This window comes from Streptomyces sp. Z423-1 (genome assembly GCF_013009255.1).
In the GTDB taxonomy this organism is placed as follows: Bacteria; Actinomycetota; Actinomycetes; order Streptomycetales; family Streptomycetaceae; genus Streptomyces; species Streptomyces gossypiisoli.
On sequence record NZ_CP053109.1, the window covers coordinates 7,346,279 to 7,371,945 of the forward strand.

20 protein-coding genes are annotated in these 25,667 nt (G+C 73.0%); 7 read left to right on the forward strand and 13 right to left on the reverse strand.

The window, feature by feature from the left end:
• Nucleotides 1-24: 24 nt before the first annotated feature.
• The 6 genes from HJD23_RS33080 (at nucleotide 25) to HJD23_RS33105 (ending at nucleotide 7,681) form a co-directional block, all read left to right on the forward strand.
• Nucleotides 25-948 carry an SCO1860 family LAETG-anchored protein gene (locus HJD23_RS33080; RefSeq protein ID WP_171110171.1) on the forward strand — a complete coding sequence of 308 codons (924 nt, stop codon included), beginning with the start codon at nucleotides 25-27 and terminating at the stop codon, nucleotides 946-948.
• A 232-nt stretch (nucleotides 949-1,180) separates the two neighbouring features.
• Entirely contained in the window at nucleotides 1,181-2,035 is an 855-nt protein-coding gene (locus HJD23_RS33085; protein WP_171110170.1) for an ABC transporter permease subunit, read from the forward strand.
• Entirely contained in the window at nucleotides 2,032-2,919 is an 888-nt protein-coding gene (locus HJD23_RS33090) for a carbohydrate ABC transporter permease (protein ID WP_171110169.1), read from the forward strand. Before HJD23_RS33085 ends, HJD23_RS33090 begins: the two co-directional genes overlap by 4 nt.
• Nucleotides 2,920-2,946: 27 nt before the next feature.
• Nucleotides 2,947-4,596 (forward strand): extracellular solute-binding protein, encoded by a 1,650-nt coding sequence (locus tag HJD23_RS33095; RefSeq protein WP_171110168.1) that lies wholly within the window; start codon nucleotides 2,947-2,949, stop codon nucleotides 4,594-4,596.
• A 43-nt stretch (nucleotides 4,597-4,639) separates the two neighbouring features.
• A complete protein-coding gene (locus tag HJD23_RS33100) occupies nucleotides 4,640-5,692 on the forward strand; it encodes a LacI family DNA-binding transcriptional regulator (RefSeq protein ID WP_171110167.1) in 1,053 nt (350 codons plus the stop codon).
• 99 nt (nucleotides 5,693-5,791) lie between these two features.
• Complete coding sequence (locus tag HJD23_RS33105; protein WP_171110166.1) at nucleotides 5,792-7,681, forward strand: DUF2264 domain-containing protein; 1,890 nt, start codon at nucleotides 5,792-5,794, stop codon at nucleotides 7,679-7,681.
• On the opposite strand, the gene cobC is transcribed toward HJD23_RS33105, so the two are convergent.
• The 6 genes from cobC to cobM are packed head-to-tail and all read right to left on the reverse strand — an operon-like array spanning nucleotide 7,629 to nucleotide 13,916.
• Nucleotides 7,629-8,684 carry an Rv2231c family pyridoxal phosphate-dependent protein CobC gene (gene cobC / locus HJD23_RS33110; protein ID WP_197973210.1) on the reverse strand — a complete coding sequence of 352 codons (1,056 nt, stop codon included), beginning with the start codon at nucleotides 8,682-8,684 and terminating at the stop codon, nucleotides 7,629-7,631. The two genes, HJD23_RS33105 and cobC, sit on opposite strands and share 53 nt — an antisense overlap.
• On the reverse strand, nucleotides 8,674-9,615 hold the full coding sequence (locus HJD23_RS33115) for a sirohydrochlorin chelatase (RefSeq protein ID WP_171110165.1): 942 nt from the start codon (nucleotides 9,613-9,615) through the stop codon (nucleotides 8,674-8,676). The genes cobC and HJD23_RS33115 overlap by 11 nt, the downstream gene beginning before the upstream one ends.
• Nucleotides 9,612-10,199, reverse strand: coding sequence for a precorrin-8X methylmutase (locus HJD23_RS33120; RefSeq protein ID WP_171110164.1), 588 nt, complete (start codon nucleotides 10,197-10,199; stop codon nucleotides 9,612-9,614). The genes HJD23_RS33115 and HJD23_RS33120 overlap by 4 nt, the downstream gene beginning before the upstream one ends.
• Nucleotides 10,196-11,869, reverse strand: coding sequence for a precorrin-3B C(17)-methyltransferase (gene cobJ, locus HJD23_RS33125; RefSeq protein WP_171110163.1), 1,674 nt, complete (start codon nucleotides 11,867-11,869; stop codon nucleotides 10,196-10,198). The genes HJD23_RS33120 and cobJ overlap by 4 nt, the downstream gene beginning before the upstream one ends.
• Nucleotides 11,866-13,101: a precorrin-6y C5,15-methyltransferase (decarboxylating) subunit CbiE gene (gene cbiE, locus HJD23_RS33130; protein ID WP_171110162.1), complete on the reverse strand. Its 1,236-nt coding sequence runs from the start codon at nucleotides 13,099-13,101 to the stop codon at nucleotides 11,866-11,868. The genes cobJ and cbiE overlap by 4 nt, the downstream gene beginning before the upstream one ends.
• Nucleotides 13,098-13,916 (reverse strand): precorrin-4 C(11)-methyltransferase, encoded by an 819-nt coding sequence (gene cobM, locus HJD23_RS33135; protein WP_171110161.1) that lies wholly within the window; start codon nucleotides 13,914-13,916, stop codon nucleotides 13,098-13,100. The genes cbiE and cobM overlap by 4 nt, the downstream gene beginning before the upstream one ends.
• A gap of 82 nt (nucleotides 13,917-13,998) precedes the next feature.
• On the opposite strand from cobM, the gene HJD23_RS33140 reads away from it, so the two are divergent.
• Complete coding sequence (locus tag HJD23_RS33140) at nucleotides 13,999-14,712, forward strand: ZIP family metal transporter (RefSeq protein ID WP_171110160.1); 714 nt, start codon at nucleotides 13,999-14,001, stop codon at nucleotides 14,710-14,712.
• A gap of 32 nt (nucleotides 14,713-14,744) precedes the next feature.
• Here the strand turns inward: HJD23_RS33140 and cobI are convergent, their stop codons facing one another.
• From cobI to HJD23_RS33175, 7 genes are read right to left on the reverse strand one after another with little or no spacing between them, the layout of a single operon-like run.
• On the reverse strand, nucleotides 14,745-15,476 hold the full coding sequence (gene cobI / locus HJD23_RS33145) for a precorrin-2 C(20)-methyltransferase (protein WP_171110159.1): 732 nt from the start codon (nucleotides 15,474-15,476) through the stop codon (nucleotides 14,745-14,747).
• Nucleotides 15,473-16,960: a cobyrinate a,c-diamide synthase gene (locus HJD23_RS33150; protein ID WP_171110158.1), complete on the reverse strand. Its 1,488-nt coding sequence runs from the start codon at nucleotides 16,958-16,960 to the stop codon at nucleotides 15,473-15,475. Before HJD23_RS33150 ends, cobI begins: the two co-directional genes overlap by 4 nt.
• Nucleotides 16,954-17,553 (reverse strand): cob(I)yrinic acid a,c-diamide adenosyltransferase, encoded by a 600-nt coding sequence (cobO, locus tag HJD23_RS33155; protein WP_171110157.1) that lies wholly within the window; start codon nucleotides 17,551-17,553, stop codon nucleotides 16,954-16,956. The genes HJD23_RS33150 and cobO overlap by 7 nt, the downstream gene beginning before the upstream one ends.
• On the reverse strand, nucleotides 17,553-19,538 hold the full coding sequence (locus HJD23_RS33160; protein ID WP_171110156.1) for a putative cobaltochelatase: 1,986 nt from the start codon (nucleotides 19,536-19,538) through the stop codon (nucleotides 17,553-17,555). The genes cobO and HJD23_RS33160 overlap by 1 nt, the downstream gene beginning before the upstream one ends.
• Nucleotides 19,535-23,188, reverse strand: a complete 3,654-nt coding sequence (gene cobN / locus HJD23_RS33165; protein ID WP_171110155.1) for a cobaltochelatase subunit CobN — start codon at nucleotides 23,186-23,188, stop codon at nucleotides 19,535-19,537. The genes HJD23_RS33160 and cobN overlap by 4 nt, the downstream gene beginning before the upstream one ends.
• Nucleotides 23,185-24,693 (reverse strand): cobyric acid synthase, encoded by a 1,509-nt coding sequence (locus HJD23_RS33170; RefSeq protein WP_171110154.1) that lies wholly within the window; start codon nucleotides 24,691-24,693, stop codon nucleotides 23,185-23,187. The genes cobN and HJD23_RS33170 overlap by 4 nt, the downstream gene beginning before the upstream one ends.
• Nucleotides 24,690-25,637, reverse strand: a complete 948-nt coding sequence (locus HJD23_RS33175; RefSeq protein ID WP_171110153.1) for a cobalamin biosynthesis protein — start codon at nucleotides 25,635-25,637, stop codon at nucleotides 24,690-24,692. Before HJD23_RS33175 ends, HJD23_RS33170 begins: the two co-directional genes overlap by 4 nt.
• Nucleotides 25,638-25,667: the final 30 nt, after the last annotated feature.

A 25,667-nucleotide genomic window follows, 5' to 3' on the forward strand; every position in this document is an offset into this window, starting at 1 on the left:
ACTCTTCTGGGGAGTCCCACCACCGTGAACAGCAATAACTTCCGTATGCCCGCACGCCGTCCGGTCGCCGTCGTGGCCGCCACCCTCCTCGCCGCCGGTCCCGCGGTCCTGGCCGGTGCGGGCTCCGCGTACGCGACCGGCGACCAGGGGCGCGCGAGCGCGCTCGTGCTGCGCACCGGACTGGACGTGTCCCTGCTCAACAAGACCGTCAACGTTCCGCTCGCGGTCACCCTCAACGAGGTGCAGGCGCCCCAGAGTGCCGAAAAGACCGCGCTCACAGCGCAATTGGACGGCGTCGACGGCGGAAAGCCGTTCAGCGTGCTGCGCGCGGACGTGGCGCAGGCGAAGGCGACCGTGACGGACGAGAAGGCGCAGGGCAGCACACGGCTGGCCAACGCCCGGTTGCACGTGCCCGGTCTGCCGCTGCTGTCGCTCATCGAGGTCGAGACCGTCACCTCGACCGCGACGTGCGCCGCGGGGAAGGCGCCGGTCGCCGAGTCGAACGTGGCCGGCGCCGTGACGGTGCTCGGCAAGAAGGTGACGCTCACCGCCGGTGGCACGACGAACGTGACGGTGCCGGGCGTGGGCGAGGTGCGCCTGGACCTGTCGAAGCGGGAGACGACCTCCCGCACGGCGGCCGCCACCGCCCTCGAACTGACCGTCGCCGTCAACCCGTTGAACCTGAACGTCGCCGAGGTGCAGGGCAGCGTGACCCTGGCGAAGGCGACCTGCGAGACGCCCCCGGCGCCCACCGAGCCGGAGAGTGAGCCCGCTGCCCCGGGCACCGACCCCGTCTCCGACGTCAAGCCCCAGGGCGCCCCGGCACAGGACAACCTTGCGGAAACCGGCGGCAACGCGATGACGCCGTACATCGCGGGCGGGGCCCTCGCGCTGCTCGTGGCCGGTGGGGGAGCGGTCACCCTGACCCGCCGCCGCAGCCGGAGCTGACGCAAGGTCATTGGCCAGGTCATAGGACGTCACAGGAAGCGTTTTCACGAGCTGGCCCAGGTCGACGCCCGGCGTCGACCTGGGCCAATTCCGTTTCTGTGTCAGAACCGTTGACGACGTCGTGAAAGCGCTTTAGCTTCCCTCACACCGTATCCGAGGCAGTGAGGGGGGAACCGTGGCCGTTGTCCGGCGAAAAGGTTTTCACGGCTGCAGTCGCACGCTGTTCCTGCTCATGCTCCCCGGCCTCGCCTACTTCCTGCTGTTCCACTACGGCGCACTGGTCGGCAACGTCATCGCGTTCAAGGAGTACGTCCCGTTCGACGGCCTCTGGGGCAGCCCCTGGGTCGGACGGGCCAACTTCCAGCGCATGTTCGAGGACGGCGCGTTCTGGGCGTCCGTCCTCAACACCCTCTGGATCGCCGTCCTGCAGCTGGTCTTCTACTTCCCGGTGCCGCTCGCCCTGGCCCTGCTGCTGCACACCCTCACCTGGAGTTCGGTACGCCGCTTCGTGCAGTCGGTGGCGTATCTGCCGCACTTCATCTCATGGGTGATCGTGGTGGCGCTCTTCCAGCAGGTCCTCGGCGACACCGGGCTGCTCAACAGCACCCTGAGCGGCGCCGGACTGCACACCGTCGACATCATCGGCAACCCCGACGCCTTCAAACCGCTCGTCGTCGCCCAGGTCATCTGGAAGGACGCCGGCTGGGGCACGATCATCTTCCTCGCCGCGCTGGCCCAGGTCGACGAGCAGCAGTACGAGGCGGCCGCCATCGACGGCGCGGGCCCCTGGCGGCGCTTCTGGCACGTCACGCTGCCCGCCATCCGCCCGGTGATCGTGCTGCTGCTCATCATGCGGCTCGGCGACATCCTCTCCGTCGGCTTCGAGCAGATGCTGCTGCAACGCGACGCGGTCGGCCCCGAGGCCGCCGAGATCATCGACACCTTCGTCTACTACCAGGGCATCGTCGGCGGCGACTACGGATTCGCCGCCGCCGCGGGCCTGTTCAAGGGCGTCATCGGCGCCCTCCTCGTCTACGCCGCCAACAAGGTCGCCCACCGCCTCGGCGAACAGGGGGTCTACAAGTGACCGCATCCGCACGGCCGGGCTGGATGGAGAAGCCCCGGCCGATCACCCAGGCCGGCAAGGTCCTGGCCCTCGCCACCGTCGTGCTGCTGGTGTGCGTGCCGTTCCTGGTGATCGTCTCGACCTCGCTGGCCTCCACCGACGAGGTGGTCGAGAACGGCGGCTGGGTGCTCTGGCCGACCGAGCCGTCCCTGGACGCCTACCGCGACATCCTCGACGGCGGCATCGTCACCCACGCCCTCGGGGTCAGCGCCGGTGTCACCTTCGTCGGCACCCTGCTCAGCCTCGCCTGCACCGTCACCCTCGCCTACGCGCTGTCCCGCCCCGGCGTCCTCGGCGGCAGGCCCGTCCTGCTGCTCATCCTGTTCACGTTCCTCTTCCCGCCCGGCATGATCCCCAGCTTCCTGCTGGTCAAGGAGCTGGGCCTGCTCGACAATTACGCCTCGCTGGTGCTGCCCGTCCTGGTGAACGTGTTCAACCTCGTCGTCCTGCGCGGCTTCTTCCAGGGCATCCCCGAGGAGCTGTACGAGGCCGCACGGCTCGACGGAGCGGGGGACTGGCGGGTGCTGTGGTCGGTGGTCCTGCCGCTGTCCAAGGCCGCGCTGGCCGTCGTAGGCCTCTTCTACGCGGTGGCGTACTGGAACTCCTGGTTCTACGCCTCGCTCTACCTGGAGAGCGACCACTGGCCCCTCCAACAGGTGCTGCGCACCTATGTGGTGGCCGGATCCGGACTCACCGACGCCACCACCGGCGAGGCCACCATCACCGCACCGCAGACCGTGCAGATGGCGGTGCTGGTGATCGCCACCGTACCGATCCTGCTCGTCTATCCCTTCCTGCAGAAGTACTTCACCAAGGGCGTGCTCACCGGCGCCATCAAGAGCTGACCCAAGCCGACACGAGGTGATTCACCCATGCCCCGCATGTCCCGACGAACCCTCCTGCGCTCCATGGCGGTGGGCGGTGCCGCCCTCTCCGTCCCCGGCCTGCTGACCGCCTGCTCCACGAACTCCGGCGACAGCGATGTCTCCAACGCCGGCAAAAAGCTTGCCCCCTGGCCGACGTACAAGCCCGCGACGGGACCCGAGCCGGACCTCGCGCCCACCGACGCAGGCGTCCAGGCCGGTTACACCGCCTACCCCTCCGACCTGGTCAAGTCGGTCGCCCGCACCCCCGGCGACGGCTCCACCGTCAAGGTCATGTCGGTCTCCTTCGGCACACCCCCGAAACCGGCCTCCGCCAACCGTTTCTGGGCCGCCGTCGAGAAGGCCCTCGGCGTGAAGATCGAGTACACCATCGTCTCCCAGGCCGACTACCAGAAGAAGATGGCCACCGTGATGGCGGGCGACGCCGACTCCCTGCCGGACATCATCAATCTCTTCGCCGGGTTCGTGCTGCCCCGCGAGGCCGAGTTCGTGCAGCGGCGCGCCGAGGACCTCACGCCGTTCCTGTCCGGCGACGCGATCGAGGCCTACCCCAACCTCGCGAACATCCCCACCCACGCCTGGCAGGACATGGGCCGCATCGGCGGCCGCATCCACGGCATCCCACTGGAACGCCCGCTGCCCGGCTCGACCCTCTGGATCAACCAGGGCCTGTTCACCGACGCGGGGATGACGGAGGGCTGGACCGCCGACGACTTCGCCGCCGTGGCGAAGCGGGCGACGAGCGGGCGGACGTACGCGCTCGGCGCCGCCCAAGGATCCCTGTTCGGCAACGCCGTGCACTCCGCCGCCCACAACGCGCCCCAGGAGTGGGACGTCACCAAGGACGGCACGTTCCTGCCCGGCTGCGCCGACGAACGCTACAAGGCGGCGATCGCCTTCCAGGCGCAGCTGCGCAAGAACGGCTCGTACCACCCCGACGCCACGTCCATCTCGCAGATCGACCTGACCACGCTCTACTACAACGGCACCGTCGGCTCGATGCAGGACGGCTTCGGCGCGTACCTGCCCAAGTACCAGGAAGCCCCCGACGGGATGACCCCGGCCGCCGCCCTCCCCTACGGCGTCGGCGGTGAGCCCGGCGGTATCGTCGCCGCCCGCCGCTCCTTCGGCTACACGGTGCTGAAGAAGGCGAAGAAGGAGCGCATCGAGCTGCTGTTGCGCATCCTCGACTACCTCGCCGCCCCGTTCGGCAGCGAGGAGTGGGAGCTCGTCCACTACGGCGTCGAAGGCACCCACTTCACCCGCGCGGCCGACGGCTCACCGAGGCCGACCAGGCTCGGCGAGGTGGAGAACAACACCAACCTGCCGCTGAAGTACCTCGCCGAGGGCCCCCAGGTGCTGTTCGTGCCGGGCATGCCCGACGCCGTACGGGCCCTGCACGCCTGGCAGGAGAAGGTCGTCCCGCGCGCCATCCGCAACGCCTCCTTCGGCCTGCAGTCCCGCACGAAGAACGCCCAGGGCACCACCCTCAAGGCCCTCCTCGACGACACCGTCACCGGCATCGTCGCGGGCCGCCTCGCGCTGTCCGAATGGGACGCGGTGGTGAAGCGCTGGCGGCAACGGGGCGGCGACAGAATGGCCGAGGAGTTCGCGCAGGACTTCGCGGCCAACACATGACGCTCCGCCGGCGGAACAGGAGACATGGGGGATGGGGAACGGCATGACAGGCAAGGGACGGGTCACGATCCGGGAGGTCGCCGAGCGGGCGGGCGTGTCGATGGCCACGGCGTCGCGTGCGCTCAGCGGCAACCATCCGGTGCCCGCCGCGACCCGGGCCCGCGTGCTGCGTGCCGCGCGTGACCTCGACTATGTCGCCAACGCGCATGCGCGGGCACTGGTGGGTGGCGGCCGGAAGATGGCCGCGGTCGTGGTCCGCCAAGTCACCAGCCCCTTCTACGCCCAGGTCGCCGAGGGAGTGGAGGCCGAGGCAGCCGACCGGGGCTGGCTGTGCGTGGTCGGCGCGACCGGTGGGGACGCGCAGCGCGAGATGGAGTTCGTGCAGCTGATGCGGGAGGAGGGGGCGCGGCTGGTGATCCTGGTCGGCGGGGTGGTGGAGGACGACGCCTATCGCGAGCGGGTCGCGCACTACGCGCATGCGCTGGACTCCTCGGGGGCGCGGCTGGTGCTGTGCGGGCGGCCGGCGCCGGGGCCCGATGTCCCGGCGCTCGTCGTGGAGTTCGACAACGAGGCGGGGGCGCGGGCGATCACCGGCCATCTGTTGTCCGCCGGTCATCGCAGGATCGCCTTTCTCGGGGGACTGCCTGGCAATACGGCGCTGGATGCGCGTGTGGCGGGGTATCGGGCCGCGCTGGCCGAGTACGGCTTGCCGCCGGAGGCCGCGTATGTCGTGGACTGTGGGCTGGGGCGGGCGGCGGGGTTGCGGGCGATGAGCGCGCTGCTTGAGGAGACGCGGGAGTTCACTGCGGTGTTCGCCGGGGACGACATGGTGGCGGCGGGGGTGTTGCGGGCCGTGGCGGAGGCGGGGCTGACCGTGCCGGATGACATCTCCGTGGTCGGGTACAACGACATTCCGCTGGCTGAGGACTTCAATCCGCCGTTGACTACTGTGCGGACGCCGGCGGAGGAGCTGGGGCGGGCTGCCGTGCGGATTGCTCTTCGCGATCCCGACAGCGCGGCCGGGAGTCATCATCTGCTGGGGACACACATCGTCGTGCGCCGTAGTGTCTGTGCGCCGTCGCGGGCCTGCGGGTGAGTTGTGGCTGGTCGCGCCCACGCGGCGGAGCCGCATATCGACACAGCCCCGCGCCCCTGGAGGGGCGCCTTCCTTGGCCCCGATAGATGGAGGACCCGCATGCCCGATCCCGACCCCCACCTTTCGCCCATCACCGGGTGGACCCGCGCCCACTGGGAAGCGATGGCCGACCGGTTGCTCGATGGGTTGCTGCCCTACGCCTCGCCCAAGTTCGCCCAGTACCGGCTGCCCGGGCCGCCCAGTCACTCCGGGCCCTGGTCCGATGGGCTGGAGGGCTATGCGCGGTCCTTTCTGCTCGCCGCCTTCCGGATCGCGGGCGCGCACGGGCGTGTCGGGCCGGAGCTCGTCGAGCGGTACGCCGTCGGGCTCGCCGCCGGTACCGATCCGCACGGTGACGAGCGCTGGCCGCCCATCACCGACCGTGCCCAGTCGATGGTCGAGGCCGCGTCCGTCGCCATCGCGCTGCACGAGTCCCGTCCCTGGCTGTGGGACCGGCTCGACGACCGCGTACGCGAGCAGGTCACCGACTGGCTCGGCGGATTCGTCGGCGCTCGTGCCAACGACTCCAACTGGCGGCTGTTCCAGGTCATCGCCGAGGAGTTCCTCGCCTCGGTCGGTGCCCCGCACAGCCGCGCCGAGATCGACGCCGGGCTCGGCCGCCTGCACGACTGGTACCGGGGCGACGGCTGGTACACCGACGGGGACGGCCGGAAGTTCGACTACTACAACGCCTGGGCGCTGCACCTGTATCCGGTCCTGTGGGCGCGGATCGCCGGGCCACGGGCAGATGCCACGCGCGTGGACAAGTACCGCTCGCGACTGCGTGCCTTCCTCGCCGCCCACCAGCACTTCTTCGGCGCCGATGGCGCCCCCGTCCACCAGGGCCGCTCCCTCACCTACCGTTTCGCGGCCACTGCCCCCCTGTGGGCGGGCGCCCTCGCCGACGCCACCCCGCTGCCGCCCGGCCGCACCCGCCGCCTCGCCTCGGGTGCCCTGAAGCACTTCGCCGAGCGCGGCGTCCCCGACGAGCGCGGACTGCTCACCCTCGGCTGGTACCGGCCCTTCCTCGGGGTGACCCAGCGCTACTCGGGCCCCGCCTCCCCCTACTGGGCGAGCAAGGCCTTCCTCGGCCTGCTCCTGCCCGCCGACCATCCGGTGTGGACGGCGCCCGAAGAGCCCGCCCCCGTGGACACCACGGACGTCTGTCTGCCGTTGCCCGCCCCCGGCTGGCTGTTGCACGCCACCGCCGCCGACGGGATCGTACGGCTCGTCAACCACGGCAGCGACCGGCTCCCGCCGCCGCCCGCGACCGACGAGGACAGCCCCCACTACGCCAAGTTCGCCTACGCCAGCGCTGCCGCGCCGGAGACTCCGGGGCCGGGTCCGGACAACCACATCGCCGTGCTCGCCCCGGACGGCACCCCGTCCCCCCGCGGACGTATCCACCCGCTCGGCGTCGAGGGTCGCCGCGCCGCCTCCTGGCACCGTGCGGGGGAGGGGCGGCGGATCGAGACGGTGAGTGTGGTGCACGGGCCGTTCGAGGTGCGGGTGCACAGGCTCGACCCGTCCGCCGACTCGCCGGTGCGGGAGGGCGGTTGGGCGGTCGCCGATGACGCAGTGCCGCCCACCGGTCAAACGGGGCCCGGCTGGGCGCTGGCCCGCCGTGCCGACGGGCTGACCAGCGCTGTCGTCGGCCTGCACGGCTGGGGCGATGCCGACGGCACGGTCGCTCACGCCGTCGGCACCAACGCCGTCGGTCACCGCTCCGCGACGCCCTGCCTCCAACGGGACGCGGGCGCCCGCCTGCTGGTCACGCTGGTGGTGCTGAGCGCCGACCCGGACCTGGACCCCGTGACCGTGACCTCGGGCACGAGGGCGACCGTCGGCGCCGACGGCACCGTAGAGATCCGCTTCCCGGACGGCACCCGCGAGCGGATCAGCGGTCCGCCGGTGTCAGCGCCGTCTCAACCGCCCGGAGGAACGAGTTGACCGTCGCCCGGTCCCGCACCGCCAGCCGCAGCCACTCCTCGTCCAGCCCCGGGAAGGTGTCCCCGCGCCGGACCGCGAACCCCAGATCGCGCAGTCGCCGGCGGACGGCGGCGGCTCCGGGCAGCCGTACGAGGACGAAGGGGCCCTCGGCCGGGGCGACGACCCGCAGCCCGGCGATCCGCGACAGCCCGGCGACGAGATGGGCCCGGTCGGCGGCGACGCGGTGGGCGGCGTGCGCCGCCTCCGCCAGGGCCCTCGGCGCCACGCAGGCCTCGGCGGCGGCCAGCGCGGGCGTGGAGACGGGCCACAGCGGCTGAGCGCGTTCCAGGTCCGCGATGGTCTCCGGGGACGCGAGGACGTACCCGATCCGCAGCCCGGCCAGACCCCATGTCTTCGTCAGGCTGCGCAGCACGACCAGCCCGGGGATGTCCGTCCGCCCGGCCAGCGCCTCCCGCTCGCCCGGCACGGCGTCCATGAACGCCTCGTCCACGACCAACGTCCGTCCGGGACGGGCGAGTCGGGCGATGGTGGCCGCCGGGTGCAGTACCGACGTCGGGTTCGTCGGGTTGCCGATCACCACCAGGTCGGCGTCCTCCGGTACGGCCGCCGGATCCAGCCGGAAGCCGTCCGCCGCGCGCAGCAGCACCCGGTCGACGGTGTGCCCCGCGTCCCGCAGCGCGGCCTCCGGCTCGGTGAACTGGGGGTGGACGACGACGGGTTGCCGTACCTTCAGCGCCCGCGCCAGCAGCACGAACGCCTCGGCGGCGCCCGCCGTCAGCAGCACCCGCTGCACGCCGACCCCGTGCCGTGCCGCCACCGCGGCCCGCGCGTGCCGGCCGTCCGGATAGGCGGCGAGCCCGCCCAGGGAGCCGGCGATCACCTCCCGCAGCCAGGCCGGGGGAGTGTCCGCGCGGACGTTCACGGCGAGGTCGACGAGTGCCGCGCCGTCGTCGCGGACCTCGGCGTCGCCGTGATGCCGCAGGTCGTGCCCGTCAGTGGGCATGGGAGTGGGTGCCGTGGTGGTGATGGTGGTGCCCGTGTCCGTGCCCGTGGTGGTGGCCGTCGTCGTCGGGGTGGTAGTGCGGCTGCTGCGGCGCGCCCACCTTGTCCTCGAAGCCCGGCAGCGCGATGCGGTAGACGCACGAGTCGCAGTTCATCCGCAGATCGCCCCGCACGGCCTCCTCGTACCGCTCCATCACCAGATCGAGCAGCTCCGGCTCCGGACCGATGACGTCCGCCGAGCGCACCTCCACCTCGGGGTGCGCGGCCGCCCAGCCCTCGGTCTGCAGCCGCACCCGGTCCGGCAGGATGCCGGTGAAGAGGAAGTAGGGCAGGACGACGATCCGGCGCGCGCCCAGCCGCACACACCGGTCCAGCCCGCTCGGCACGTCCGGCGCCGCCAGCGACACGAACGCCGTCTCGACCCCGGCGTACCCGCGCCCCTCCCACAGCAGCCGGGCCGCCTTGTGCACCTCGGCGTTGGCGTCGGGGTCGGTGGAGCCGCGTCCGACCAGCAGCACGGTCACATCGGCACGGTCCCCGGGCCTGCGCCCCTCGGTGCCGAGCGCCTCGTCCAGCCGCCGCTCCAGCACGGACAGCAGCGCCGGATGCGGGCCCAGCGGGCGGCCGTAGGTGTACGAGATCCCGGGGTGCCGCTCCTTCTCGCGGGCCAGCGCGGCCGGGATGTCGCCCTTGGCGTGCCCGGCGGACACCAGCATCAGCGGCACGGCGGCGAAGCGGCGCACGCCCCGCTCCACCAGCTCGGTGACGGCGTCGCCCAGCGGCGGCGGGGACAGCTCGATGAAGCCGCCCGCGACGGGCAGGTCGGGGTGGCGGCGCCCCAGCTCCCGTACGAAGTCGCGGAACGCCTCGGCTCCGGCGTCGTCCCGGGTGCCGTGGCCGGCGATGAGCAGGGCGGGCGGCGGGGTGGTCACGGTTTCTCCTCGTACGACGTGGGGTGGTACAGCAGGGCGTTGAGCGCGGCCGCGGCGACCGCCGAACCGCCCTTCTCGGACACGTTGCTCACGGCGGGCAGTCCGCTCTCCCGCAGGGCCGCCTTGGACTCGGCCGCACCGACGAAACCGACGGGCAGCCCGATCACCAACGCGGGATCGGCGTCCAGGGTCAGCAGTTCCTCCAGCGCGGTCGGGGCACAGCCGATCACCCAGATCGCGCCGGGACCGACGTCCTCGTACGCCAGCCGCATGGCGTGCGCCGAACGCGTCAGCCCCGGCCCGGACTTGGCGTCCCTCAGCCGGCAGACCGTGTCGCGCCGGGTGATCCCGGCGGCGACCATCTCGACGTCCACGACGACGGGGGCGCCGGAGTGCAGCGCGGCATGCGCCGACGACAACTCGCCCTCGGCCATGACGAGGTCGGTCGCGTAGTCGAGGTCGGCGGCGGAGTGGATCACCCGCTCCACCACCGCCCGCGTGAGCGGCGGGAAGTGCGAGGTGTCCAGTCGGGCGCGCAGCCGCCGGAACGACTCCTGCTCGATGGGGTGGACCACACGGTTCACCGGGCCTCCTCCTGCTGCCAGCGGTAGCCGCGCGGCGTCACCATGCGCCCCGCGATCTCCCGGGTGGCCGTGTTGCCCACGGTCACGACCGTCATCATGTCGACCGTCGCCGGATCGAGCGCGGCCAGGGTCGTCAGCCTGCTGGACTCGTCCGGCCGGGAGGCGTTGCGTACGACGCCGACGGGCGTCGTCGGCGCGCGGTGTTCGGCGAGGATCGCCAGCGCCTTGGGCAGCTGCCAGTCGCGGCCCCGGCTGCGCGGGTTGTAGAACGTCACGACGATGTCCGCCTCGGCGGCCGCCCGCACCCGCCGTTCGATGACCTCCCACGGCGTGTGCAGGTCCGACAGGCTGATCGACACGTGGTCGTGCCCGAGCGGCGCCCCGAGGATCGCACCGGCCGCGAGCGCGGCGGTGACCCCGGGGACGCCCACGACGTCGATGTCGTCGCTCGCCTCCGCCAGCGCCGGTGAGGCCATCGCGTACACCCCCGCGTCACCGCTGCCGATCAGCGCGACGGCGTGCCCCTCGCGCGCCTCCGCGACCGCCGTCCGCGCCCGCTCCTCCTCGGCGCCCAGCCCGGACTGCAGGATCCGGGTGCCGGGGCGCAGCAGATCGCGGATCTGGTCGACGTACTGGTCGAGCCCGACGAGCACCGACGCCCGGCGCAGCTCCGCCTCGGCGCGCGGGGTGAGCAGATCGCGGGCGCCGGGCCCGAGCCCGACCACCGCGAGCCGGCCGCGCGCGGGCCGCCGTACGACCGCGCAGGTCGCCATCGCCGACTTCCGCTTGGGGACGAGCAGTTCACCGCCGCTGATCAGCGCCGACGCCTCCGCCACGGACGGGGTGCCCACGGCGGCGAGGGGGGCGTCGGAGGGGTTGGGGACCGCCACCGCCGCCAGCCGTTCGGCGGAGTGGGTGATGAGCGGGACGCCGAGGTGTTCGGCGGCGGCGACGATCCCGGGTTCCCCGGCCTTGGCGTCGACGGTGGCGAGTTCGGCGATGCTACGAGGGGACAGGCCCGCCTCGCGCAAGGCGCCCTCGATCAGCGCGAGCACCTCGTCGACGGGGGCGCCCCTGGACGCGCCGACGCCGACGACGAGGGACGGCGGGCGCAGGACGACCTCGCGCGCCGCGGGCTGCACGGCACGGTCGGTGACGTGGATGGTGTACGAGCCGTCCGCCGCGACCGGCAGCGCGGGCAGCGGCCACGCCGACTCGGCGCGCAGGGCGACCGGTTCGCCGTCCAGCAGGGCGCGGGACACGGCGGCCACGTCACCCTCCACGGGCAGGCCCAGCGTGTCCAGGCCCGCCAGGCCGACGGAGTCCGTCGCCGTGGTCACCACCGGCTCGGCACCCAGCAACTCGCCCACCTCCCGGGCGAGTTGGTTGGCGCCGCCGCCGTGTCCGCCCACCAGGGACACCGCGAACCGGCCGCCCTCGTCGACGCACACCACCCCGGGATCGGACGCCTTGTCACCCAGTAGCGGGGCGACCAGCCGCACCACGGCACCCGTGGCCAGGAAACACACCAGCTGCTCGCACTCCCCGAACGCGGCCCGCACGGCGTCCCCCACGGGACCCTCGTACACCCGCGTCCGCTCCGGCCACGCCGCCGCCAGCCGGTCCCGCGCCGCCGCTCCCGCCGCCGTGGCGGAGATGAGGCCGATCACTGAGCGTCTCCTTCGGTACGAGCCGGGGGCCGGACGCCCCACAGCAGAAAAACAGGGTTGGTGGCCGCCAGCCGGGTCACTTCCCCCGGCAGCGGCGCGAGCCGCGACGACTGCAACAGCACCCCGTCACACTCGAACCCGGCGTCGGTGAGCGCCTCGCGCACCCCCGGCACCCGGTCCAGCGCGGCCAGGGCGACGACCACCGTGCGCCGCGCCCGCCGCGCACACTCCGCGACGACGGCGGGCAGCTCACGCCCCCCGCCCCCGACGAACACCGCGTCGGGATCGTCGAGCCCGGCCAGCGCCCCCGGCGCCTCCCCGTGCACCACCGTCACGTCGACGCCGTGCGCCCCGGCATTGGCCCGGATCCGCTCCACACCGTCCGCCGCCTTCTCCACGGCGACGACCGCGGCGCCCAGCCGCGCACACTCGACGGCCACCGACCCGGACCCCGCCCCGACGTCCCAGACCAGATCACCGAGGCGCGGTCCGAGCCGGGCCAGGGCCAGCGCGCGGACCTCGAACTTGGTGATCATCGAGTCCCGGTGCGTGAACGCGCCCTCGTCCAGCGCCCACCCGGCGGGCCCCTCGGCAGGACCCGCGACGGTCCGCACGGCCCCGAGCGCCCGCCGCTCGTCCAGGCACAGCACGACACTCACCGCCGCCCCCCAGTCCCGGGCCGCGGCCTCGGCGGGCGTCACCCGCTCCACCCGTTCCCGCGCCGGATCACCCAGCGCGGAGGCGACCACGAGGACGCGCTCACTGTCCGCCAGCGCCGCCCCCAGCTCCGCCGGACCGGACCCCGGCCCGGTCAGCACGGCGACCTTCGGGCGCGCCCGGCACACGTTCACCGCCGTCCGCAGCTCCCGCCCGTGCGCGCTGACCACCACCGCGTCGTCCCAGGGCAGCCCGACGCGCGCGAACGCGGCCGCCACGGACGGGACACCCGCCCGGACGTCCAGCCACTCCGCCCCGAACCGCTCGGCGAGCGCCCGCACGATCCCGAAGAACCCGGGATCCCCCGACGCCAGCACCACGACCGGCCGGTCCTTCTCGACGTACTCCGCGATGGTGTCGAGGGCGGGCGCCAGCGGCCCGAGCACGATCCGCTCGGCCGCCTCCGGCAGCCGTACCGCCTCCAGATGGCGCCGCCCGCCGACGACGAGTTCCGCACCGGCGGCCACGTCGTCCGGCAACGGCGCCCCCGTCCCCGTACCGACGACCCTGATCATGTGCTCGCACCCCGCTCCCGCAGGGCCCGGCGGGCCTGGGGGTCGGCCTTGCGGTAGCCGTGGAAGTGGCCGGGGTGGTAGAGGTGCGAGCGGGTGCCGTGCGCGTCGAGGGCCGGGCCGATCAGGAAGAGGGTGTGCTTCCAGAGCTTGTGCTCCTTCACCGTCTCCTCCAGCGTCCCGATCGTGCACTTCACGACCAGCTCCTCCGGCCAGGTCGCCTGGTACGCGACCACGACCGGCGTGGTCGTCGGATAGCCGCCCTCCAGCAGCTCCCGCACCAACTGCCCACTGCGGGCCGCCGAAAGGAAGACGGCCATCGTGGTGCCGTGCCGGGCGAACTCGCGGACCTCCTCACCGGGCGGCATCGGCGTCTTGCCGCCGCCGAGCCGGGTGAGCACGACGGACTGCGCCACCTCGGGGATCGTCAGCTCGCGCTGGGCGAGGGCGGCGACGGCGGAGAAGGAGGAGACGCCGGGCACCACCTCGGTCGCGATGCCGATCTCGGCACACCGGTCGAGCTGCTCCTGCGTACCGCCCCACAGGGCCGGGTCGCCGGAGTGGATGCGGGCGACCTTCAGCCCATCGGCGCGGGCCTTTCGGTACACGGCGACGACGTCCTCCAGCGACATCGTCGCCGAGTCGAGGATCTCGGCGCCCTCGCGGGCGTGCTGCAGGACCTCCGCCTGGACCAGGCTCGCCGCCCAGATCACGACGTCGGCCTCGGCGATGGCGCGCGCGGCACGGAACGTCAGCAGATCGGCGGCGCCGGGGCCGGCACCGACGAAGGTCACCTTGCCGGTGGGGGCTTCGGCCATGGGTTCGGATCCTCTCCTACGGAAGTCAACGCGCGTGCGGCCGGATGTGCACGACCGCGCTCTGGTCGGATAGCAAGGGCACATGGCGGTCTACGTCGCGCTGGGCGCGTTCCTGATGACGCTGGCGGGTGGCTGGACGGCACAGCGCGTGACGGACCGCCGTCACCTCGTGCTGGGCCTGGCCGGCGGCCTGATGCTGGGCGTGGTCGGCCTGGACCTGCTGCCGGAGGCGCTGGACGCGGCGGGCACGGAGGTGTTCGGCGTACCCGCGGCCCTGCTGCTGTTCGTGACCGGTTTCCTCCTCGCCCATCTGGTGGAACGCCTGCCGGCCGCGCACGGGGGCGACGAGCACCACCGCACTCCCGAGGTGGGCCTGACCGCCGCCGGCGCGATGGTCGTGCACAGCGCCATGGACGGCGTGGCGATCGGCGCCGCGTTCCAGATCGGCGAGGGCATGGGCGTGGCGGTCGCGCTGGCCGTCGTCGCCCATGACTTCGCGGACGGCTTCAACACGTTCACGATCACGACCCTGTACGGCAACGCCCGCCGCCGGGCGATCGCGATGCTGTTCGCGGACGCGGTCGCCCCGGTCGTGGGCGCGGCGAGCACCCTGCTGCTGAGCATCCCGGAGCCGGTACTCGGCGGCTACCTCGGCCTGTTCGGCGGAGCACTGCTCTACCTGGCCGCCGCCCAGATCCTCCCCGAGGCCCACCACAAACACCCCGCCGGCCCGACACTGCTGTGCACCGTCGGGGGAGCGGCGTTCATGTGGCTGGTGGTGGGCATCGCCGAGTGATCGCCCGGGCGTTGCAGCCCGTCTCCCGGGCGTCACAGCTTCCCGCCCCGCCCGCCGTCGCGCCGCGCGGGGGCGATGAGCGTGGAGAGGTACGGCAGTGGCGCCCCGTCGAGTTCACCGGCGGGCCGGATGGACTCCTCCGGCAGTCCAAGGGCCGACCCCCACACGGCCTTTTCGAGCCGCCCGCTCTCGCGCAGCGCCTCGGCGACCTCACCGGCCTGCCGCCCGAACTTGTAGGCGACGACGGTTCCGGGCCCGTTCAGCGCGTCCTTCAGCACGGCGGTCCCGGCGGTCACCGGCACCAGCGTGAGCGGCTCGGTCCCCTCCGTCAGCACGGCACCCGACCGCGCGGCGAGGTCCTGCATGGCGGTGATGCCGGGCACGGTCCCGACGACGGTGCCCGGGACCAACTCGGTGATGGTCTGGGCGAGGTAGGTGAACGTGGAGTACACGTTCGGGTCCCCGATGGTCGCGAAGGCGACGGAGCCGTGCTGCCGCAGCAGCCCGGCGACGCGCTCACCCGCCGCGTCCCACGCCGCCTCACGCCGCGCCCGGTCGGTCCGCTCGTTCAGCGCGAACACCACCCGGACGACCTTCTCCTCGGGGACGTAGTGCAGCACGGTCGCCTCGGCGCGCCCCATCTCCCCGGTGTCCATGACGGGTACGACCACGACATCGGCGGCGCGCAGGGCGTTGACGCCCTTCACGGTCACCAGCTCCGGATCGCCCGGCCCGACCCCCACTCCGATCAGCCTGCTGCTCATGACGTCCGGCACCTCTCCACGAACCGACGGGCGACACCGGGCTCGGCCGCCCAGTGCGTGTGCAGATAACTCGCGTGCACGCCCTGCTGTACGAAACCTTCGACCCGCCGGACCGGGGCCCGCATGCCCCAGGCGGGTGCCGCCCCGGCCCCCGGCTCGACGACGGTCCGATGAAATTCATGCCCCCGCATCCGCGTCCCCGCCCCCGCGAGCACACTGTCGCTCACGGAGACGGCGTCCCGGTAGCCGAGAGTCAGCCGCTCCGACATCCGCGCGGACGCGTCCAGCACCCCGCACATCGGCCGCCCGTCCAGCTCCCGGCACAGATAGAGCAGACCGGCACACTCCGCCGCCACGGGCGCACCCCGCTCCGCGAGCGCGGCAACGGCCTTGCGCAGCGGCTCGTTGGCCGACAACTCCCCGGCATACACCTCGGGGAACCCGCCCCCGATGACCAATCCGCCCGTGCCCTCGGGCAGTTCTTCGTCCCGCAGCGGATCGAACACGACGACCTCGGCCCCGGCAGCGGCAAGCAGTTCGGCATGCTCGGCGTAGGAGAAGGTGAACGCGACCCCACCGGCGACGGCGACTGTCAGCCCGTCTGGGGGTCCCCCCTCTGGGGGAGTTTGAGGACCAGGCCGTCCAGGCCGACCGGGGGTCCAGGGGGCGGAGCCCCCTGGCGGGGCCGAAGGGGCGGAGCCCCTGGTGATGGGAACGGGTAGGGGCGGCGGGGGCGAGGAAACCAAGGCATCAACCGGATCCCACGCAGCACACGACAACGCACCGGCACTACGCGCCAGCCCGAGCAACCCCTCCAGATCGCACCCCGCCTCCACCTGCGCAGCCATCGCCGCCACCGCCTCCACGGCGGCAGCCCCCCGCTCGGCAACAGGCACCAGCCCCAGATGCCGCGACGGCGTCTCCACCTGAGCCACCCGCCGCAGCACCCCCAGCACCGGCACCCCGACCGACTCCAACGCCCCCCGCAACAGCTCCTCGTGCCGATCCGACGCGACCTTGTTCAGGACCACGCCCCCGACCCACACCTCCGGATCCCACGACACAAACCCGTGCACCAGCGCCGCCACCGACCGCGACTGCGACGACGCGTCGACGACCAGCACCACCGGCGCCCGCAGCAGCTTCGCCACATGGGCGGTGGACGCCAGTTCACCCTCCCCCGCGGCCCCGTCGTACAGCCCCATCACACCCTCGACGACAGCGACATCGCACCCGCGCGCCCCGTGCGCGAACAGCGGCGCGACCAGCTCCGGCCCGCACAGGTACGCGTCGAGGTTCCGCCCCACCCGCCCGGTCGCGAGCGCGTGATATCCGGGGTCGATGTAGTCCGGCCCGACCTTGTGCGCGGACACGGCGAGCCCCCGCGCGGCGAACGCGGCCATCAACCCCGTGGCAACGGTGGTCTTGCCGCTCCCCGAAGAGGGCGCGGCGATGACCAGCCGAGGGACGGAGGACGTCACCACTCGATGCCCCTCTGCCCCTTCTGCCCGACGTCCATCGGATGCTTCACCTTGGACATGTCGGTGACGAGATCGGCGAAGTCGACGAGCTTCTCGGGCGCGTTCCGCCCCGTGATCACCACGTGCTGTGTCCCGGGCCGGTCCCGCAGCACGGACACGACCTCGTCGACGTCCACCCACCCCCAGTGCATCGGATAGGCGAACTCGTCCAGCACGTACAGCTGATACGTCTCGGCGGCCAGATCCCGCTTGACCTGCTCCCAGCCCTCCCGGGCCTTCTCCTCGTTGTCCATCTGGGAGTCCCGCTGCACCCAGGACCATCCCTCGCCCATCTTGTGCCAGGCGACGGTCCCGCCCTCACCGGAGTCCCCGAGCACCCGCAGCGCCCGCTCCTCGCCGACCTTCCACTTCGCCGACTTGACGAACTGGAACACCCCGATGGGCCACCCCTGGTTCCAGGCCCGCAGCGCCAGCCCGAAGGCGGCCGTCGACTTGCCCTTGCCGATCCCGGTGTGCACCACGACGAGCGGCCGGTTCCGCCGCTGACGGGTGGTCAGTCCGTCGTCCGGTACGACACTCGGCTGTCCCTGCGGCATTACGCGGCCCTCCTCTGCACGTCCTTCACCAGCCCGGCGATCGAGTCGGCCCGCAACTCGTCCAACGTCACCGCCGTACCGCCCAGCTCACCCGCGAGCTGCCCCGCGAGCCCCAGCCGCACGGGCCCCGACTCACAGTCCACGACCACCGAGGCGACCCCCTCGGCGGCGAACAACCGAGCCGCCCGCCCGGCCAGCGCGACCGGCTCCGGCCCACCGGTGGCCCGCCCGTCGGTCACCACCACGACCAGCGCCCGCCGCGCCGGATCCCGCAACCGCTCCACACGCAGCACGTCGTGCGCCCGCAGCAGACCCGCCGCGAGCGGCGTACGACCCCCCGTCGGCAACGACTGAAGCCGAGCCGCCGCCGCGTCCACGGACGAGGTCGGCGGCAGCGCGACGTCGGCACCGGCACCCCGGAAGGTCACCAGCCCCACCTTGTCCCGCCGCTGATACGCGTCCAGCAGAAGCGACAGCACGGCCCCCTTCACGGCACTCATCCGCTGCCGAGCCGCCATGGACCCGGAGGCGTCGACCACGAACAGCACGAGATTCCCCTCGCGCCCTTCCCGATTCGCCTGCCGCAGATCGTCCCTGCGGACGACCAGCCCCGGCCCGGAACGCCCCCGCGCCCGCTGATGCGGCGCCGCGGCCTGCACGGTCGCCGCCAGATGCAACTTGGTCAGGGCGCCCCGCGGCCGCCGGGCGCCCGTCGTCCGCCCGTGCTCGGTCCGCGCCCGCGAACGCCGCCCGGCGGCACCCTCACCGATCCCCGGCACGCTCAGCGCCTTGGTCCGAAACGGCTCCGCAGCCCCTACGGCGGACTGCTCGCCGCCTCCACCGGGCAGCTGATCGCCCTCACCGGACTCGGGCCGCGCAGCCGCGTCCCCGCCCTGCGGCCCGTCGCCGGGAGCCGGCTCACCGCCACCCCCACCACCGGGCCCGTCCGGGCCGCCGGGATCCGGATCCTCGTCACCCCCGAACTCCTCCAGCGTCTCGTCCAGCTTGTCCTCGTCGAGCCCCGGCGCGTCGAAGGGGTTGCGCCGGCGCCGGTGCGGCAGCGCCAGCAGCGCGGCCTGCCGTACATCCTCCGCCAGCACATCGGTCCGCCCCGCCCACGCGGCCAGCGCGGTGGCGGTCCGCGCCATCACGATGTCGGCGCGCATGCCGTCCACCTCGAAGGCCGCACAGGTCGCCGCGATCTGCCGCAGCGCCCCGTCGCCCAGCCGCACGGACGGCAACAGCTCCCGCGCCGCCACGATCCGCGCCCGTACGGCGGCCTCCTCGTCCGCCCAGCGGGCCGCGAACCCGGCCGGATCGTCGTCGTACGCGAGTCGCCTGCGCACGACCTCCACCCGCTGGTCGGGCTCCCGCGAGGCCGCGACCTCGACGGTCAACCCGAACCGGTCGAGCAGCTGCGGCCGCAGCTCGCCCTCCTCCGGGTTCATGGTCCCGACGAGCAGGAAACGGGCGGCATGCCGTACGGAGACGCCCTCCCGTTCGACGTACGAGGCACCCATCGCGGCCGCGTCCAGCAGCAGGTCGACCAGGTGGTCGTGGAGGAGGTTGACCTCGTCCACGTACAGGATTCCGCGGTGCGCGTCGGCCAGCAGCCCGGGCTCGAAGGCCTTCACGCCCTCGGCGAGCGCCCGCTCGATGTCGAGCGCACCCACGAGCCGGTCCTCGGAGGCACCGACGGGCAGCTCGACCATGCGGGCGGGCCGCTCGGCCCCCGCACCCGCTTCGTGCGGCCCGTCGGGGCACGCGGGGTCGGGAGCGGCGGGGTCGCAGGAGAACCGGCATCCGGGGACGACGGCGACCTCGGGCAGCAGCGCCGAAAGCGCCCGCACGGCAGTGCTCTTCGCGGTGCCCTTCTCACCACGCACCAGCACACCGCCGACCGCCGGCGACACGGCGTTCAGCAGCAGCGCGAGCCGCAGATCGTCCTGGCCGACGACGGCCGTGAACGGAAACGGGGTGGTCACTTGTCGTCGCCCTCCAAGTCGCCTTCCAGCTCCAGGTACGTGGCGCGGAGCCGCTGAAGCGTCTCCGCGTCCGGCTCCGCCCACAGCCCCCGGTCGGCGGCCTCCAGCAGCCGCTCGGTGATACCGCGCAGCGCCCATGGGTTGGACTTCTTCATGAAGTCCCGGTTCTCCGGGTCGAAGACGTACTCGGCGCTGAGCTTCTCGTACATCCAGTCGTCGACGACCCCGGCGGTGGCGTCGTAGCCGAAGAGGTAGTCGACGGTCGCCGCCATCTCGAAGGCGCCCTTGTAGCCGTGCCGTCGCATGGCCGCCATCCAGCGCGGGTTGACCACGCGGGCGCGGAAGACCCGGTGGGTCTCCTCGCCGAGGGTGCGGGTCTTGACCTGGTCGGGGGTGGCCGAGTCACCGACGTACGCCTCGGGGGAGGCGCCCGTGAGGTGCCGGACCATGGCGACCATGCCGCCGTGGTACTGGAAGTAGTCGTCGGCGTCGACGAGGTCGTGCTCGCGCGTGTCCACGTTCTTCGCCGCCACCGCGATCCGCTTGAACGCCGTCTCCATGTCCCCGCGCGCCGCCCGCCCGTCGAGCCCGCGCCCGTACGCGTAGCCGCCCCAGACGGCGTACACCTCGGCGAGGTCGGCGTCGGAACGCCAGTTCCGGGCGTCGATCAGCGGCAGCAACCCGGCACCGTAGGCCCCGGGCTTCGACCCGAAGATACGAGCCGTCGCCCGCCGCCGGTCACCGTGCTCGGCGGTGTCGGCCTCGACGTGCGCCCGTACGTAATTGGACTCGGCCGGTTCGTCCAGCTCGGCCACCGCCCGCACCGCGTCGTCGATCAGCCCGACGACATGCGGGAACGCGTCCCGGAAGAAGCCCGAGATCCGGACCGTGACGTCGACGCGCGGTCGGCCCAGCTCGGCCAGGGGGATCACCTCGAAGCCGGTCACCCGGCGCGAGGCGTCGTCCCACACCGGGCGGCAGCCCAGCAGCGCGAGGATCTCGGCGATGTCGTCGCCCTGGGTGCGCATGGCCGACGTACCCCAGACCGTGAGGCCCACGGACTTCGGGTACTCCCCGTTGTCGGCGAGGTACCGCTGCACCAGCGAGTCCGCCAGCGACTGCCCGACCTCCCAACTCAGCCGGGAGGGAATCGCCTTGGGGTCGACGGAGTAGAAGTTCCGGCCGGTCGGCAGGACGTTGACCAGGCCACGGGTCGGCGAACCCGACGGGCCCGCCGGGACGTAACCGCCGTCCAGGGCCTTGAGGATGTGGCCGATCTCGTCGCTGGTGCGGGCGAGGCGCGGGACGACCTCGGTGCAGGCGAAGGTGAGGACGGCGACGGCGTCCGGCAGGTCGGTGCCGAGCACCTCCCGTACGAGGGCAGTGCTCTCGGACGCCGCCCAGCCGCGTGCCTCCATGCCCTCCGCGATCCGCCGGCACAGCTGCTCCAGCAGATCGATCGCGTCGGCGGCCGTACGCGACGGACCCTCGACGAGTTCCGTCAGCTCGACCGGCACCTTCACGGCCGCGCCCGGCTCGGCGAGCAACTCCTTCTCGCCGAACCCGAAGTGCGCGGCCAGCGAGGCCCGCAGCCCCGGCAGCGCGTTCGCCTGCCCGCCCCACACCTGCGAGGCCCGCAGCACGGCGAGGACGAGGTTCACGCGCGGCTCACCCACCGGCCCGCCGCCCAGGATGTGCAGACCGTCCCGGATCTGCACATCCTTGATCTCGCACAGATAGCCGTCGATGTGCATCACGAACTCGTCGAACTCGTCGTCGTCCGGCTGCTCGTCCACATGCAGGTCGTGGTGCAGCTCGGCGGCCTTGACGAGGGTCCAGATCTGCGCGCGGACCGCGGGGGCCTTCGCCGGGTCCAGGTCGGACACGAGCGCGTACTCGTCGAGCAGCTGCTCCAGCTTGGCCAGATCGCCGTACGTGTCCGCCCTGGCCATCGGCGGGACCAGGTGGTCGACCACGGTGGCGTGCCCGCGCCGCTTGGCCTGGGTGCCCTCACCGGGGTCGTTGACGATGAACGGGTAGATCAGGGGCAGGTCCCCGAGGACCGCGTCCGGGGCGCATCCGCCCGACAGCCCCAGCCCCTTGCCCGGCAGCCACTCCATCGTGCCGTGCTTGCCCATGTGCACGATGGCGTCGGCGCCGAAGGAGCTTTCGAGCCAGCGGTATGCCGCCAGGTAGTGGTGGGACGGCGGCATGTCCGGGTCGTGGTAGATCGCGATCGGGTTCTCGCCGAAGCCGCGCGGCGGCTGGATCATGACGACGACGTTCCCGAACTGGAGGGAGGCGAGGACGATGTCGTCGCCGTCGACGTACAGCGACCCCGGCGGCTCGCCCCACGCCTCCACCATCGCCTCGCGCAGCTCCGGGTCGAGCGTGTCGAACCACGCCCGGTAGTCCGCGAGCGGCACACGCGCCGGGGCGGCGGCCAGCTGCTCCTCGGTCAGCCATTCGACATCGTGCCCGCCCGCCGCGATGAGCCGGTGGATCAACTCGTCGCCGTTGTCCGGGTATCCGGTCAGGCCGTACCCGGCCTGCTTGAGTGCGTCCAGGACTCGTACCGCCGACGCGGGCGTGTCGAGGCCGACCGCGTTGCCGACGCGCGAGTGCTTGGTCGGGTACGCGGTGAAGACCAGCGCGAGCTTCTTGTCCGCGTTCGGCTTGTGCTTCAGCTGCGCATGCCGTACGGCGATCCCGGCCACCCGCGCCGCCCGCTCGGGGTCGGCGACGTACACCGGTACGTCGTCCGGTCCCTGCTCCTTGAACGAGAACGGCACGGTGATCAGCCGCCCGTCGAACTCCGGGATCGCGACCTGCATCGCCGCGTCCATGGGGGAGAGGGCGGCGTCCGACTCGTCCCAGGCGGCCCGCGAGGAGGTGAGGCACAGGCCTTGCAGCACCGGGACGTCGAGCTCGGCGAGCTGCCCGATGTCCCAGGCCTCTTCATCTCCGCCCGCCGAGGCCTGCGAGGCGTGCGTGCCGCCCGCTGCGAGGACGGTGGCGACCAGGGCGTCGGCCCGCGCGAGGATGTCGTACAGCCCGGCGTCCGCGCCCCGCAGCGAACCGCAGTACACGGGCAGGGCGTTGGCGCCCCGTGCCTCGATGGCGTCGCACAGGGTGTCGACGAAGGCGGTGTTGCCGCTGAGCTCATGGGCCCGGTAGAAGAGCACGCCGACGGTCGGACGGCCCTCTTCGAGCGGACGGGAGCCATGGACCCCGTACTCCGGCATCTTCTGCGGCTCGACGAACCCCTCACCCGTCAGCAGCACGGTGTCCGACAGGAACCGCGCCAGCTCGGTGAGGTTGGCGGGCCCGCCCTCGACGAGATAGCGCAGCGCCTCCGCCACGACACCGGCGGGCACGGACGACTCCGCCATCAGCTCGGCGTCCGGCACGGCCTCGCCGCCGAGCAACACGGTCGGAATCCCCGAGGACTTGAGCCTCGCCAGCCCGTCCTCCCAGGCCCGCTTGCCGCCCAGCAGTCGTACGACGGCGAGGTCCGCGCCCTCGATCAGCGCGGGCAGCTCGCTGCCGACGTCGACGCGGGTCGGGTTGCCGATCCGGTAGGGGGCGCCGGAGGCACGGGCCGCCAGCAGATCGGTGTCGGCGGTCGACAACAACAACACAGTGCTCATGCGGGCGCTCCCGGTGGAATGAAGGGCAGTCCTTGCGGCGCGCCGGACTCGATGAGCCGCCACAGCGCGTCCGTGTCCGCGTGCTGTTCGATCAGGTCGCCGAGCCGGTCGAGCTGCTCCTCGCGGAGCGCGGCGAAGGAGGTGCCGGGCGCCGGCACGAAGCGGCGGCCCGCGGCGGCCGCCACCTCGCGCAGGAAGGCCCGCCGGAAACCGTCCGACTCCAGCGAGCCGTGCCAGTGCGTGCCCCAGGTCTGCCCGACCCGGCAGCCGTCGAGGAAGGCTTCGCCGCCCGTGACGTCGGCGACGCCGTGATGGATCTCGTACCCCTCGACGGGCTCGCCGAGAGCCTCGCCGACGGGTCGGGTGAGGGTCTTCTCCCGGGCGAACCGCACCCGGACGGGCAGGACCCCGAGGCCGTCGACCTGCCCGCGCCGGCTCTCCACGTCGTCCTCGATGTGCTCGCCGAGGATCTGGAAGCCGCCGCAGATCCCGAGCACGGGCCTGCGCTCGGCGGCCCTGCGGGCGATGGCCGCCGCGAGGCCCCGCTCGCGCAGCCACTCCAGCGCCCGTACGGTCCCGCGCGTCCCCGGTATCACCACGAGATCCGCGTCGGCCAGCTCCTCCGGCCGGTCCACGAACCGCACCACGACACCGGGTTCGGCGGCGAGGGCGTCCACGTCCGTGAAGTTGGACATCAGCGGTACGGCACACACGGCGACGCGCAGCACGTCCTCGCCGACGGGCGGCGCGACGACGGACTCCCGCACGGTCCCGCGCAGGGAGACCCGGAGCCCGTCCTCCTCGTCGATCCCGAGCCCGTGCCGGTACGGCAGCACCCCGTATGTCCGCCGCCCGGTGAGCGAATGGAGCATGTCCAGCCCCGGCTCCAGCAGGGAGACATCCCCTCGGAACTTGTTGACGAGGAACCCGGCGACGAACTCCTGGTCTTCGGGCGACAGCAGCGCCACGGTCCCGTAGAAGGACGCGAAGACCCCGCCGCGGTCGATGTCGCCGACGACGAGCACGGGGAGCCGGGCGCCCCGGGCGATCCCCATGTTCACGATGTCGGTCCGGCGCAGATTGATCTCGGCCGGGCTGCCGGCCCCCTCACAGATCACCGCGTCATACGTGCCCCGCAGTTCGGCAAGACAGTCGAGCACGGTTCCGAGGAGCCGCTGCTGCCGCCCCCCGTGATACCCGCGCGCACTCATCTCCCCGACGGGCTTGCCCAGCAGCACCACCTGGCTGCTCTGCTCGCCACCCGGCTTGAGCAGCACGGGATTCATCAGCGCGGTCGGCTCCACGCGGCACGCCTGTGCCTGCATGGCCTGCGCCCGTCCGATCTCGGCACCCTCGCGGGTGACGAACGAATTGAGCGACATGTTCTGCGCCTTGAAGGGCGCGACCTTGACGCCCTGCCGCACCAGCCAGCGGCAGATCCCGGCGGTGACGACGCTCTTACCGGCGTCGGAGGTGGTACCGGCGACCAGCAGTCCCCCGCTCATGACGTACGCCCCTTCTTCAGCATCCGCGCGCCCGCGCCCGCGCACACGCCGAGCGCGAGCCAGCCGACGCGCCGGGAGAGCCGTACCGCCCGCTCGATGTCGCCGACCCCGACCGCGCGTCCTCGGCCGTTGAGCACAGGCCGGTGCTCGATCCGCCCTCCGTACGAGAGGGTCCCGCCCAGCCGTACCCCCAGCGCCCCCGCGAACGACGCCTCCACGGGCCCGGCGTTGGGGCTGGGATGCTTGTCCGCGTCCTCGCGCCAGGCCCGTACGGCCGCGCGCGGATCCGGTCCGGCGAGGGCGGCCAGCACGGCGGTCAGCCGGGCCCCCGGCCACCCGGCGAGGTCGTCGAGCCGGGCGGAGGCCCACCCGTACCGCCGGTACCTGGGCGACTTGTGCCCGATCATGGCGTCCAGCGTGTTGACGGCCCGGAAGCCGACCAGCCCGGGCACCCCGCCGACGGCCCCCCACACCAGCGCTCCCACCACCGCGTCGGAGGTGTTCTCGGCCACCGACTCGACCACGGCCCGGGCGATCCCGTCGGCGTCCAGGGCCTGCGGATCCCGCCCGCACAGATGCGGCAGCCGAGCCCGCGCCCCCTCGACGTCCCCCGCCTCCAGGGCACGCCCGACGGCCCGCGCCTCCCGGGCCAGCGAAGTCCCCCCGACGACGGCCCAGGTGGCGAGTCCGGTGAGGGCGACGGAGGCGGCGGGGGAGGACCGTACGACCCTGCGGGCGAGGACACCGAGCGCGACGGCGCCACCGGCGCACACGGCGGTGTGCGCCGCACCCCACGCGCGGTGGTCGCGCCACAACACCCGTTCCACGGCGGCGGCGGCCCGCCCGAACGCGGCGACCGGGTGCCCACGGCGCGGATCGCCGAGGATCAGGTCGCCGAGGAGGCCGGCGGCGGCGCCGTACGCGAAAACGCGATCGGCACGCATGGGGCTCAGCCGGCCGTGCGGTCGGGCAGA